10 protein-coding genes are annotated in these 13,647 nt (G+C 58.2%); all 10 read right to left on the reverse strand.

Annotated features, from left to right (window positions below; translation table 11 throughout):
- Positions 1-11: 11 nt before the first annotated feature.
- From RHIBUN_RS0102625 to RHIBUN_RS0102670, 10 genes are read right to left on the reverse strand one after another with little or no spacing between them, the layout of a single operon-like run.
- Positions 12-2,759, reverse strand: coding sequence for an SEL1-like repeat protein (locus tag RHIBUN_RS0102625; RefSeq protein WP_025658315.1), 2,748 nt, complete (start codon positions 2,757-2,759; stop codon positions 12-14).
- Between the two features lie 11 nt (positions 2,760-2,770).
- On the reverse strand, positions 2,771-3,409 hold the full coding sequence (locus tag RHIBUN_RS33030; protein WP_051420026.1) for an alginate O-acetyltransferase AlgF: 639 nt from the start codon (positions 3,407-3,409) through the stop codon (positions 2,771-2,773).
- A gap of 4 nt (positions 3,410-3,413) precedes the next feature.
- Positions 3,414-4,754, reverse strand: a complete 1,341-nt coding sequence (locus RHIBUN_RS0102635; protein ID WP_084659609.1) for a hypothetical protein — start codon at positions 4,752-4,754, stop codon at positions 3,414-3,416.
- Positions 4,751-5,548: a hypothetical protein gene (locus RHIBUN_RS0102640; protein ID WP_025658318.1), complete on the reverse strand. Its 798-nt coding sequence runs from the start codon at positions 5,546-5,548 to the stop codon at positions 4,751-4,753. Before RHIBUN_RS0102640 ends, RHIBUN_RS0102635 begins: the two co-directional genes overlap by 4 nt.
- Before the next feature lie 4 nt (positions 5,549-5,552).
- Positions 5,553-6,644, reverse strand: coding sequence for an alginate O-acetyltransferase (locus RHIBUN_RS0102645; protein WP_025658319.1), 1,092 nt, complete (start codon positions 6,642-6,644; stop codon positions 5,553-5,555).
- Positions 6,645-6,654: 10 nt separating this feature from the next.
- Entirely contained in the window at positions 6,655-8,085 is a 1,431-nt protein-coding gene (locus RHIBUN_RS0102650; RefSeq protein WP_025658320.1) for an MBOAT family protein, read from the reverse strand.
- A 6-nt stretch (positions 8,086-8,091) separates the two neighbouring features.
- Complete coding sequence (locus RHIBUN_RS0102655) at positions 8,092-9,612, reverse strand: right-handed parallel beta-helix repeat-containing protein (RefSeq protein ID WP_084659611.1); 1,521 nt, start codon at positions 9,610-9,612, stop codon at positions 8,092-8,094.
- Positions 9,605-11,044: a mannose-1-phosphate guanylyltransferase/mannose-6-phosphate isomerase gene (locus RHIBUN_RS0102660; protein WP_025658322.1), complete on the reverse strand. Its 1,440-nt coding sequence runs from the start codon at positions 11,042-11,044 to the stop codon at positions 9,605-9,607. Before RHIBUN_RS0102660 ends, RHIBUN_RS0102655 begins: the two co-directional genes overlap by 8 nt.
- Positions 11,041-12,162 carry a hypothetical protein gene (locus RHIBUN_RS0102665; protein ID WP_025658323.1) on the reverse strand — a complete coding sequence of 374 codons (1,122 nt, stop codon included), beginning with the start codon at positions 12,160-12,162 and terminating at the stop codon, positions 11,041-11,043. The genes RHIBUN_RS0102660 and RHIBUN_RS0102665 overlap by 4 nt, the downstream gene beginning before the upstream one ends.
- A 13-nt stretch (positions 12,163-12,175) precedes the next feature.
- Entirely contained in the window at positions 12,176-13,645 is a 1,470-nt protein-coding gene (locus RHIBUN_RS0102670) for a glycosyltransferase (protein WP_037214730.1), read from the reverse strand.
- Between the last annotated feature and the right edge of the window lie 2 nt (positions 13,646-13,647).

The following is a 13,647-nucleotide window of genomic DNA, read 5'->3' on the forward strand; positions in this document are numbered from 1 at the left end:
TGGTTTGCATTTCAATTGGCCTTCATTGTCATGACAACGAGCATTTCCTTCGCCTCCTTGTTGCCCAGGTTTGCTGCCTTTTCGAGCCACGTCCTGGCCAGCGAGAGGGATGGGGTGGTGCCGATACCGAACGCGTAATTTCTGGAAAGCAGCACCATTGCTTCGACGTCACCTTTGCCGGCTGCCTTTTGGAACATATCCTGGGCGACCACCGCGTCTTCGGGTCCGTCCATCCTGGCAAGCTGGAGCTTGCCAAATTCCCTCATGCCAACGGGATCGCCAGCTGCGGCAGCATCGTGAAACAGTGTCGCCAGGTTCACGCGCGCCAACACCTGCTGTTGTATGGCCTTGTGTGACCTCTCAAGCCGCGACAAGCTGTCAAGAATCTGCGCAGGCGAAGCCTTGCTGATCGTGGCCACCATCAGGTCGACCGCTTTTTCCTGGGAGTAATTGGGGCCCGCGGCGTCCAGGTAGGCCTTCAGCAGATACTGCTGGGCCTTTGCGTCGCCGCCCAAGGCCGCGACTTCAAACAGCCGCATGGCATTGGTCTGCATATCGGGCTGTGGGATCCGCTGGAACGTCTCGCCGAGCAGTCTTGATCTCCACGGCTTTCCTGCAGAAAACGCCTCTGCAACCGTCATCCATTTGACGGCGTCCGCCGCCTGATTGAAGGAGAAATAGGCGCTGGCCATGGAAAGTGCCGAGTCGAAAGAGCAATCGATTCTACCCGCCGCCCGGGCAAGATAGCTCCGTTTTTGTTCGACGTCGGAAACCTGTCCGGCCGCAAAGATCATTGCCTCCGTATCACCGCGGGCTTCGATAGCGTCGCTATACTCCCGGTAGACGTCGGCAGCCGATGTCGACGGGCCCGACTTTGTTGCAAGAAGCTGCATGGCGGCTCCCGATCCGCCTGCCGCTTCGGCATGAAGGAAATCTCCCGCCGTCTTCACCAGTTTCGCGTCTTGACCAAAAGAGGTCAGGATAAGATCGGCGGCGGCTGTCTTTGCGCCCCGGCCGCCGGCTTGCGCCGCTTCAAGCAGCATTTTCAAGGCAGCTTTCTTGTTGTCTACGCCGTCGTCCGCCTGCAGCATTAGAACTGCGTAGGCAGTCTTCGCGTCGGGATTTTGCGCGACGCGTTTTTCCCATTCGCCGATCGCCTCCGGGGTAGCCTTCGACGTCTTGAGATACCAGAGGTACCCGGCGATGAAATTGGATTGCCCGTTCAAGGCGCCCGACTGCAGGCTCGCCGTTTCGGCGGTGCTCGGATGCTCGACAAGATCTCCAATGGTCTTGACGGACCACCCGGCATTGAGTGCCTCTTTTGCATTCGCCGACCAGTATTGGGCCTTCTCGATCTGCGGACCGTCGGGGGCATGGCAAAGGTAGGCATCTCGAAGGTCGGCCATCGTGTCCGTCCGGCCATAGCTATCAAGCAATTCGAGAAGCAGATTTATGCCCTCGTCGAACTGACCGTCGGTGGCACTGTGTTGAAGACGGATCAGAGCCAAACTGCGGATTGATGTCATATCCCGGCGCTCGGCGCCCTTTTCGAAAAAGTCGGTCGCTGTTTTCTCTGCCCGCCAGTAGCCGCTTTCCTCGATGGCGAGATTGCCAAGCTTGGCAAAAGTCCAGCCTGGTGGGTCCGGGAGTGCAGCGAGTTCATTCAATGCGTGGCGGTATTTTTCGCGCGCGCCTTGCAGATCGGTGTCTTCGTAGAGATTTGCGAGTTTGATCAGGCTGTTTCGATGACCCGCGGCGACGGCAAGCTGATAGTAATACTCGGACTTGGCCAGATCCTTTGGAACAATCGCCCCAACCTCATAGAGGTGCCCGAGTTCAGACTGCGCGGCAACCACGCCCTTGTCAGCGGCAAATTGGAGATAGTGGATCAGCAGATTGTTGTCCTTGGTAATCTCGGAGCTGTCGAGATGGTAACGGGCAACATTCCAGGCTGCGTTTCCATCTCCAAGATCGGCCGCAAACCGCAACCAAGCCTCAGAAATACGGCGATCGGCGGCGACCACTTCTCCCTTTTCGTACTCCCGGGCGATGCGCGTGACGCGGTCACATATTCCGTTGTCGAGCTTACCAACCATCGCGCCAAAGGCCATCGTTACGGCCAGCGACGGATCGACACTCCAGCCCTGGATCTGCTGACCATCGAGATTTCTCTTGGCCAGCTCCAGAAGGGCGTTCGGGTTGCCGCCATAGGCGGCTGCCACGAGATAGGAAAGGGCCTTCTTCTCATCCTGCTTTGCGCTTACACCATCAAGCATCAGTTCAGCAGCAAGATAGAGGCTCTTCGGGGTGTTCGCCTCTGCGCGATTGATCAGCTGTTCGACCATCTTGCTCTGACGCAGCTCGTCAGTCTTTCCGGCGCGCAGGTAGAGTGTAATCTCCTCAGCGGCAACATCGTCTGCCTTCATTCCGGGGTCGATCGTGGGCAGAAGTTCGATCATCCGTTTTATGATCGGAAAATACTGTTGCGGGTCGATGTCGCGCAGGCGCTGAGCCTCCCTCAGAACAAGCCAAGCCTGTTGCTTCGGCAGCGCCTTTCTGTCCCAGGCAAGCCAGCGACCGACGACATCGCTGTCCTGTGAGCGCTGTTCGCATATGGGTTTCAACTCGATCGCCGGAGGCAGAAACTCAACGGCGACCGGCTTTGCAGCAACGGATGCGGCCCCCAAAACGGCAACCACGCCCGCTGCCACACCGAGATGGCTGATCCACAGAACTGAGAAACGCAAACGCCCGGTCACGATTGGATCTCCTATTGGTTCAGGTAATTTTCTAATGCGATGACGCGGTAGTTGCCGGCGCTGCCCGAAAGAACAATCGTGAAGCCCGAGCGCCTCTTGAGATCCACCTTGCTGGTTTCCGCTACAGTCTTCCCGCCTTCCTGGATGGCAAAGCTCAAGCTGAGTGGTGCTCTCAGCGATACGCTTTGAGCCTCTCCCTGCGCCACTGCCTTCAGGGCGGTGGCCTTGGCGGCCGGAACCACGAGATCCACCGCTTTCAAATCGCTCAGATTGTAGAGATAAACCTGTGCCTTCGACGGATCGTCCTTGACCGCATCCGTGTAAAGCTTCGTCTGCCCATCTGCCAGGGCGGCGTATGTGTAGTATTTTCCGGGTTCGGCCGTCACCTTGGCTGTCTTGGCCCCCAGGGACATCTCTACTTCGCCCGGCTTCACGTTGACGTAGGGTGAGACGCCATCGCTAAAATTCTCGATGGATGCCCCCGCAATGATGGCTGAAGAGGCACTTGCGTCAAGAACTCGAATGAAGGAGGAATTCGGATCCACAGGCTTGCCGTAGAGGCCAGAGTCCTGGGCCAGCCCCGCTGAATAGGTTGAGGCAACCAGAAGAGTTCCTGCGGCGAATATTCCAAAGGAACGAGTCCTATCCATCAGATTATCCTCCTCTTGTGTTGCAGATGCCGACCGACACTTCCTTCGCCGACATGCGATCAAACTCAAGGTTCAGTTTTTGCGATGCCTGTACTCCAAAGTAGCGCACAGGAAAGTAATACCGCCCGGTGGAGATCATCCTGTCCGCACGCCGAATGCTGCTCTCGAACATGTGGCCGTCATTCAATCGGAAGCGCAGGGTTGCCTGTCGACTGCGGTCATCGCCGGAATACACGTATATGACTGCCGAATCCGGAATTTTGCCGCCATCCTGAAGGGCTATTTCGAGAGTACTGTCACCAACGGTGGAAATCTCGTCGGGCTCGATCTCGTGGCAACTCTGGCCAGCCGCCGTCCTCAACTCGAGCAGGGGCGCATCACCAAACTTTCCGAGACTGTTGTAGATCGGGTTTTCCCAGATGAGAAAGCGCGGTCGCGACTGTGCGAAGGTCTTCGAGGTCAGATAGGATGTAATTGATCCGAACTGGTTGCCGCCCGAGATCGAATAATTCGTAACCGGGGAGGAGAGCGCTTGCGAAAGGAAGCCCGCAAAGTTTGATGCAGCCAGATCCGAGTAACTCGTTCCCACCAGCGCTACAGCGCCCTTCGAAGTGCCGTCTCCAAAGATATCGAGCCCGGCATCACCGGCCGCCACCTCAGTCGTCGCAAACGCATCGGTTTCCGGCAACGGCAGGGCTTGTTTGCAGTTTGCCTGCAGCAGGCGGCGCATCGTTGAGATGATTGCCTGCCGCCCTGCGGGTTTGGTCTCAAATGAAGCCTTCGCGAGATCATTGACACCCGGAAGTTGCTGGATCACGGCCGCAATCCCATCTGCCGCTGCGCGAGCTCCTGAAGAGGTCCAGTGAAAGTCCGCTTGAAAGAACGGCGGCTCCTGGCCTCCTGCGCGCTTCATCGCACCGAGAACATCGACCGTTACCACCCCATGGTCGCGAAGGCGCTTGATGACATCGTCATAGACGCGCTTTGCCACGTCATAGTCAAAACCATAGTCGCCCGCCTCGCGCGGCAGATACTCGGGCATCACCAGGCTTTTTGTCGGAATTGGCACATAAACGAGCGTCGTTCCTCCTGCTTCCAGAGCCTCCGAGAGTGCGGCCATTTGACTGGCCGTATGCTCGGAAAGTTGCTGCTCCATTCGCAGATCCGCGATCGTCCGATAAAAATACCCCTGCCTGCCTTCCACGACGCTCAGTTGCTTGTCGGTCTCAAGGTTCGCACAGCCGAAGTTTGATTCCGCCTTGGCGGTATGGGCCAGCACCAGAACGCTCAATGCGCATAGGACAGCGCAGAGCCACCGCGATGATTTTGTCAGTGGATGCCTCATTGGCTCACCTCGATCGGGTTGACGGGCGCAGCGTCGAGTTGCCGGAGCACCGCCGCGGCCACGGTCTTGACACTCAGTTCAGGTGACTTTTCGGCGATTTCCAGATATCTGCGGGCCTCGGATTTTTCATCTTCGTCCAGCAGACCTTCCGAGATCATCGCGATGGCTAAATCAAGCGCGACTTTGCTGTCGCCACCCTTTGCGGCCTCGCGTCGCAGTCGTTCGGCTTCCTGCGGGTTGGTGCCGAACGGTTCCCCGGCGGCATAGAATTTGACAAGCGCGTCGATTGCGACGGGGTTCCTGCGCGCGGCGTGTTGAAGCAGTGTCGCCTCTGCCTGGTCAAGGCGGACCTTGCTGACACCATCGCTGGCGCTCTTGAGCTGTCTTGCAAGCGGCGCAACCGCACCCGCCCTGCCGGTGGTGCAGGCGATTGTATAGTAGTGGATGGTATCCGCGTTATGGGCGGGATTTGTCGAGAGCCGTTTTGCGACGTAAAGGGCCGCCAGGCCATCGCCACGATCCGCCAACAATTGAAGCTCCCTGTAGGACACTTTTCGGTGGCCTATCATGCGCTTGCGAATTCCCTGAAGCTGGGCGCTGTTGAGCTGATCGGTGCGCGTTACTCCCTGATTGAATCCGCGTCGATAACGGCGTTCGTCAGCTTTCGATTTCCTGGTCTCGACCTTGGTGTTCTTGGGCTGGGTAACCGCGCCCGACTGGGTAACCGCGCCGGCGTCGCTGCCAGCGATTGATATCGCGATGCCAAGAGCGATCAGACTCACGGTCCTGAGCATCCTGTTACTCCTTCGTCTTGAGATCGTCCGACTTCCACAACGCCGGATCGGTCAAGTAGCGGATGGGAAATTCCCATATGACGGTCTCTGGCCAACTCGTGCCGTTTGCGTTCGACAAGAACTTGTGCATTGGAAAAACCGGTCCTCGACCGACCTCGGCGACATTGAGGACGTTCGATCCCAGTGCCGCTTCGAGATAAGAAGCGAATGACCAAGCCTCGTTGGCACTGTAACTTGTCCCGACCAGAACCGTTGGAAAGCTCTCGTCTGTCAGAATGTCATTTAGCGCGTCGGACCCGGTTTGCGACGCTGTTTGCGGTGTGATGCTTTCATCAGCCAGCCCTATCGCAGCCGCAAGCGCCCTGCCGGTGACGAATTTGACCAGGTCGCCCCGCACGTCCTCGGCTGGGGCATCATTCAGTGCATATTGCGCCATGGGGGAAACACCCGCCCTGGCCCCGGTAGCGTCGGCGACGGCCTTGGCACCAAGCGGCGTCCAATGCGTGTCGGTCTTCAGAAAAACGGATCCCCTCGACTTCATCTCAAGAAGCGCCGCTCTTGCGTCTACAAACTCGATATTCGCCGAAGCCATCGCTCGCGTGAAGTCCAGATAGCGATCCCGGGAAATCTCGGCGTAACGAGGATCTGCAAGGTGCTCGCGATAGACATCGTTCTTGGCTGGAAGCGGGACAACAATCAGGCGTACGCCGTGTGTGCGCAACGTCGCCGCGATCTTGGCTATTTCCCTTGTGGCGTCGCTGATACCGGCTTCAGCGCTCGCGGCACCGCGAAATTCCTCGTCCGAAAACAGCCATCCCTCGTTTCCGACGATAACGCCGCGGCGGCCCTCCCCAAGGACCATGTACCTGGCTGCACCGATCAGATCGAACGCGAGTTCCCGATGGGGAAGCTCAGTCTTGTAGAGCGCGTCGAGCCCGTCTCCGAGCATGCCGTGGCTCAGAGAGCCGCCATCGGTTGGCAGCCGTGAAAAGGCGCCGGCAATCTTATCTCGGATGTCGACATTGGCGAAGGCCGCATAGCCGAACAGCAAGGCGGGAAGCAGGAATTTTGTAATCGGTATTGCGCGTTCAAACATGGCACCACCCTCAGAATTGAAAATAGAGGAAGGGAGTCTGGCTGGATTCCGCGAGCTTCAGAATGGTGACCGTGGCGAGCAAGGAAAGCAGCAGCGGCATGACGATCGGCTGGCGCATCACGGCGGCGCCGTCACCTGCCGGTGCTGCAATGTTTGTCTGCCTGAGCGATCCCATCATCGGCTCGATGGCCACCACGAAACATGCGACGGCGAGCGTCAGCATTGCCTCATGGGTGACATCGAGAAGCGTGTCGGCACGAATTCCCAGCCCGTTTTGACCGAGCATGCCGCCATAAAGGGCAAAAGCATCGGCCACGCTGTCGGCGCGAAACATCACCCAGCCTAGCAACACGACAAGCATGGTCCCTGGCAGGGCGATCCACCTTGTGTCGGCGACCCTGTTCCAGCCAGTCGCACGCTCAAGCGCAAGCCATCCGCCGTGCCATCCACCCCAAAGCACGAACGTCCAGTTTGCTCCATGCCACAGGCCGCCAAGCAGCATGACCAGAACCAGATTGACATAGGTGCGCGTCGGGCCGAGCCGACTGCCGCCCAACGGAATGTAAAGGTAGTCGCGAAGCCAGCTCGACAGGCTGATGTGCCAGCGACGCCAGAATTCGGTTATGCTGCGGCTGATGTAGGGATTGTCAAAGTTTGGTCTGAACTGGAAACCGATCATCAGCCCGAGGCCGATTGCCATGTCGCTATATCCCGAAAAGTCAAAATACAGCTGCATCGCGTAGGCGATCGCGCCGAGCCAGGCCTCGGCCATGGTCGGATGCGAGCTTGCAAAAACGGTGTTGGCAATGGGCGCGATGGGATCGGCAAGCAGCACCTTCTTTGCAAGGCCTATGACGAACAGGGACGTGCCGTCCGTGAACTTCTCGAGCGTATGCTGCCTCGACTGGAACTGGCCGGCGAGATCCCTGAAGCGCAAGATGGGGCCCGCTATCAGCTGCGGAAAGAGGGCCTTGTATGCGGCCAGGTCGATGAAATTGCGGGTTGCAGGCGTGTCACGCCGATAGACGTCGACCAGATAGCTGATCGACTGGAAGATATAGAAAGAGATGCCGATCGGAAGGATGAGGCGCCAATGCACGCCAAGGCCGTCCGCATCGGTTCCCATCAACTGGGCGAAGCTGTCGATAAAGAAATTCAGGTATTTGAAGATGCCGAGCACAGCCAGGCACCCGGCAATCCCGATGGTTAGGAAGAGCTTGGCATGGCGGCTACCGAGATTGCGCTCGACCAGGATCGCAAAGGTGTAAACCCAGACGGTCGTTCCGAACAGAAGAAGAAGGAAGTCCATACGCCACCACGCGTAAAAGACATAGGATCCCAAAAGGATCGTGACGGAGCGGCCCCGCATGGGCGTCAAATAATAGACCGCCAGGAAAACTGGCAGAAAGAGAAACAGGAAGACTTCGGAGGAGAATACCATTTTGATTCATCCCTCCTTTCCTGCGCAGGCAGCAAGGTCGACAGCGGAAAACGCCGCGAGAGCTGGCTGGTTGTCGATTGTTTTTCCCGCAAGGCGAAATTCGCCAGGCTGCCTTGACGCGTCGAAGGCCAGCAACTGGCCGACGCTACCGGCAAATTCCCCGACGCCGAGGCGCGGCATTTGCCTGTCGAAATCATTTCCCACCAGAACCACGGATCCGACCCCTGACCCAGCCAGGCCCGCTCGGTTTTCGCTAAACGCATTGCGGGATACTTCGAGCGGCATGCCGTGATACTGGTCGTCGACCGAAAGGCCCGCAAAGCCATTGCCTGCGAGGTGGTTTTGACGAACGTGGCTGTGAAGCGCCGTGCGTATGGCAACACCCTTGGAACCATTGTTGATGACGGCGTTTTGCTGCACGGTGACGCAGGCTGCAGTATCAACACCGATGCCGGTCAGTGCCGACAGGGCAACGATGTTGTTGGAGATCGCGACCGACGTCGCGCCGTCGGTCACAAAAATTCCGTTGCCCGCACCGCCCACGACGAGATTGTCATTGATCGTGACGCCGCTCGAACTGCTCATCACCTTGATGCCATGCGAGCCGCGGTCGCCGACGATAATATTGCCGGCGATGTGCACGTCGCGCGCAGCTCTGAGGATGATTGCCGTCGTTGGGCTGTCAATGAAGCGATTACCCAGAATATTCAAACCGTTGACGTCGATCAGGCTGAGGCCCGCGACATCCTGGAACAGACTGCCTTGCACGATCGAAGGCCTGGCGGCATTCGCAAATTGCTGTCGGGCAAATGCTATGCCTGCGGTTTCAGCTGACGCGTCGAAGCCAAGGCTGACGAGGTTGCTGCGATCAATTGTCGTGGTGCCGCCGAAGGTGGTCAGGACGAAGGCCCGAAATGTCGACGCGCCCCGGCCAATGCCTTGCAATGTTGCATGATCAACCGTGAGCGAACCGGCGTTCACCATGAACGCGCCCTTGGCATTGTCCATCCTGAGAATTTCGCCGGGCGTTATCTTCAACTCTGCGCCATTCCAGATGAAGATTGGCGTATGTGCAATGTATCCACCGGGCGTTGCTTCGAGATGTCCGGCGTGGCCAAGCGCTTCCAGTTCACGCCTGACATCGCCAAGCCGGAACGAGCCGCTCTCGATGACGATCGCACCGATCCCGTCAGGCGGCTGCGCAGCCAGAACCGTCTCCATGAAACCGGCGCCGGCTGATGGACCGATGCGGCGCACAAGAATGTCGACGGCAGATCGGCTGATCCTCTTCTGGCGACTTGAAGCAGGGACGCTGTCTGGCTGTTTGAGTGCTGGAAGCGCGTGAACATCGCCAAAGGCTGCAGCGCGCTGGAAGACATCAGGCGCCGCAACGGAGAGGTCCCGGGCATCCTTTACCAGGGCCAGGAGCGGTTGCTGCTTCTGTGCAGATCCGCCGTCCGTCGCCGATGACGATGTTGCCACAGCTATCGCACCGACCAGGGAGGCTACCCTCAACCAGCTAGGCATAGTCGGCCATCCTCACGCCGGTTGCGAACTGTGTCAGAGATGGCGCGACGACGCCGGCCATTACCGTTCCACAGCTGATCTCGACGATCTCAGCAGCACCATCTGCATGGTTGAAAAGCGTTACGCTCGTTGCCGAATCGATCATCGCCGACAAGCCGGCGGTGAGCTGTTCCTGAGACCGGTTGCCATTGACGCTGACGCTGCCGCGGATCACCACGAGCACCCGCGACACGCCTTCTTCCCCAATCAGGGTCACCTGCTTTCCCGGATCAACCGTGAGCAGATCCATTGCAAAACCCGCACCCGCCTGCATGGTCTTCATGCCGCCCCATTCCGTGACCTGACTGCGGTGGCTTTCTGCTTCGCGACGCTTGAGCGAAACGAGATGTTCAACGATCTTCTTGACATCCTGCGCACTGGCCCTGTTGGTGACCAGCAGGGCGTCATCGGTATCAACGACGACGACGTCATTCATGCCAACCACGGCAACCAGGCGATCACTGCCGCGAACCAGAGAACCGCGAGTGTCCAGCAAGACAACATCGCCCGATGTGACGTTGCCGCTCTCGTTCTTCAACCCGATCGAATGGACGGAGGTCCAACCTCCTACGTCGTCCCATTCGATTACAGTTGGGGCAAGTGCGATATCCCTGCATTTTTCGAACACAGCCATTTCCGTTGGCTGGCTGACGGCCTGCGCAAAGAAATGCTCCTCCAGAAGCAGCCCGGTTTCAGCCGCCAACGGCGAAGCCGCCGTCAATGCGTGGGTGACTGCATCAAGTGTGGCTGGGTCGTACCGTCGATATTCCTCGACAAGTTTATCGGCCCGGAACATGCTGATACCGGAAGCCCAGTACGCAAAGCCGGTGTCAATCAGCGACTGGGCAACATTGACGCTCGGCTTTTCGATAAAACGTTCAACCCTGTGAAGGCCGGGATAGTCGTCAAACTCGCCGCCATCCATGATGTAGCCATATCCCTTTTCCGCATAGGTCGGATGGATACCGAAGGTCACGATCATTCCATCGAAAGCCGCACGGTGCATCCGCGCGATGACACGGTTCAGGTCGCCCTGAATCACGTGATCGGAAGGGAGGACAATGAGAACGGCATCAGGCTCGGCTGCCATAAGGTAAAGCGCAGCGGCAAGAACGGCCGGCCCGGTGTTTCGAGTTACCGGCTCCGTGAGGATGCTGGCTTTGCATTGTATTTCACGAAGCTGACGGGCCACCGTTTCCACGTGTCGCGCATTCACACACACGATCGGATCAGAAAACATTTGCGTGCGATGGCGCTGAACGGTGCTTTGAAAGAACGTCAGCGTGCCGTCGCCATTAATGGGTTGAAACTGCTTCGGCTGATGAGCCCTGGACAGCGGCCAGAGACGCGTCCCGGATCCGCCGCAGAGAATAAGGGGATGTATGTGCTTCATTGTGCACCTCCTACGGTTTGCTCGGCCGCAAACGAGATGCCGCTGCGAATGGTTCGCAGCCATTGCGGGGTAGCGTCTAGACGGACGGCAACAGGTGATCCGGGCTGCAGTCCGGACACGGGTTGCAGTGGAACCAAGGCTACCGATGCCGATTGGCCATCGCCAATGGCTTCGCGATCAACTTCGACCTTCGCAGGAACGGAGACGCCATCGGCGGTTTCAATCGTCACTTTCGCGCCGTCCGCAACATGGCGGAAGTCGGAGCCCGTGAAGGCCGTACGAACGATCATCGGTGCTCCCGGCTCGCTGACGAAGAGAACCGGTTGACCGGCAATCACGGTCCCACCCTTCGCAAGGCCGGCTGTCTCAACATCGCAGTCGCAAGGCATCGTAGCCGTTACCGCAACGCCGGTTGACGCAAGGATCGAATATGCGGGCTTGCCGACTGCGGCATGAGTGTCGATAAAATCAAGCTGACCACCCGTTGTTGCGGTCATCGTCGAACCCTGCCTGTAGGCAATCGCCGGTGCCTCGACGTCCGTCACGAAAAGGCGGTCACTGAGCACCGATGCTGCAAAGACAAATAGCGCGGCCGACGCGGCTGCGACGACGCATGTGCCGAGCAATTTCGAAAGGCGCGATGAGCCAGACTGGGCGACTTTATGTGCGGTGTTTTTGCCTTTCGGCAGACTGCTTTCGGCCACCAGCATCCCGTTAACGTCGACGTGGTCGCCAGCAAGCCAGGAATTCAGGATGTAACGCAGTTGCGGCATGTGCTGGCCGGTCGGATCGCGATAGCGAAGAGTAACTGCTCCGGTCTTGCTGTCAGCAGCGGAAACCGTCACGTCGATTGGAAGAGACATCCAGAAGCTCCCAAAATTGAAGCGAAAGATCGCCAATTTGTGGGCGCCCGGCCAATTTGCTCCGACGATTCCCGTCACGCGGGCCGCGACCATGGACAGTGCGGAGCCCTCATATGATCGCCCGTCGATGGTCACCGAGAAGGGCAGTCTGACGCGCGGATGTTCGTTGCCATCGGCAAAATCGAGCAAACTGTCGCGTTCCGCGTCTGTTGTCGGCGGGCTATCAGTGTGTTCACGTTGATCAAATGTCGTCATGAGAAACTCCAAATCAGATCTTGGCGCTTGAAATCATAAAGGCAGCGAACAACAGCCACCCGCTTGCGAGGATGTGTACGTAGGTCGACGAGAGCCCGCGAAGGCGCTCGGAGGCGGATGGAATGCGGTGTGAGGCTTCGGCTGTTTGACGTGTCCATCTCTGTCGATCGAGACGAAAAAACACGAAGCTTTTGACGAGCGCCCCACAGATCTGGCTGAAATAAAGAAGGAACGGATAGGATATCGGGAAGGACGGTCGGAATGTCGCCAGCAGGCAGCAATTTATGTACCGCGTGAACATGACCCACGCGACATAGATCGGCAGGACGAGCGGACTGACAAAGAGTGTCGACGTGAGCACCGCTACCGGGCCGAAGAGGGTAGTCCACATGGAGATGCGCTGGTCCAGAAGCGACCACCAGGTGAACAAGCCAATGCGTCTTGGCCCAAGAGCCAATGCTCGGCCATTGGTTCGCAGCATGTTGCCAAACCAGCGCAGCATCAATGCCACAGCGGAACCCACAAACCCCGGCTTCGGCTGGCTTTCCATCGAAACAGAGCGCACGTCGGGCAGGTAGGCCATTTCATAGCCGTTCTTCAACAGCCAGAACCACGTCGACTTGTCGTCACCGGTGACAAAGGGGACTTTGCCAAGACGCCAGTGCTCGAGCGAGTCGTACTGAATGCTCTCGATAAAATCTGCATTGCAGGCGAGAGACGCACGGAATATCGACAGGCGTCCGGTCAGGGTCAGGACGCGCCTTGATAGCCCCATCGAAGACATCATCATATGGCGCTGCGTGAAGCGCAGATTGAACCAGTCACGAAAGAGCCTTGAATCGCTGATTTCACAATCTTCGTCGGTCGTAACAGCGCCCAGGCGGTGATCAACGAAGAAGGGCGCGCATGCCTCCACAACATCTTCCGGTGGGCAGCTGTCACCGTCGACGAAGACCACAATGTCATCGTAGGTGGGGCATTGCCTCGAAAGGATACGCAAGGAAGCAGCTAAGGCATCGCGCTTGCCGGTCGCCGGCATCCGATCAACGATCAGATGAACGCCTCTCGCGTTTTGTGGCATCAACGAAAAAATTCGCCGAACCAAACGCTCGTCAGCGACGTCCACGACAGAGGCAACGACAGTGGCGCCGCCCCGGGATGCGGCTGCAGCCCGAAAAATCGCACGGTAGACACGCACTGTTACCGCGACATCAACCTTGTAGGTCGTGACGACAAAGAAGGCGTGAGCCGGTCGGTTTCTTGCCTCGTATTCCTTCACTGCAGCTGCTCGTCGGGCTGGATGCGCGAAGTGAATGAAGAGCTTCGCCCTTGCGAAATTCACACCACCCCAGCCATAGCGCCAGATTCCAAGTGTGCCGATTGTCAGCGCCAGGCCGGCATTCTCAGCAAGCCGGTGGGTCGGGACGGCAATCGCGATACTCACGAACACTAGCATGTAGAGGATGTGACCAAGCACAAGCATAC

The sequence above is a fragment of the Rhizobium sp. IBUN genome (assembly GCF_000510625.1).
Classification (GTDB): domain Bacteria; phylum Pseudomonadota; class Alphaproteobacteria; order Rhizobiales; family Rhizobiaceae; genus Rhizobium; species Rhizobium altiplani.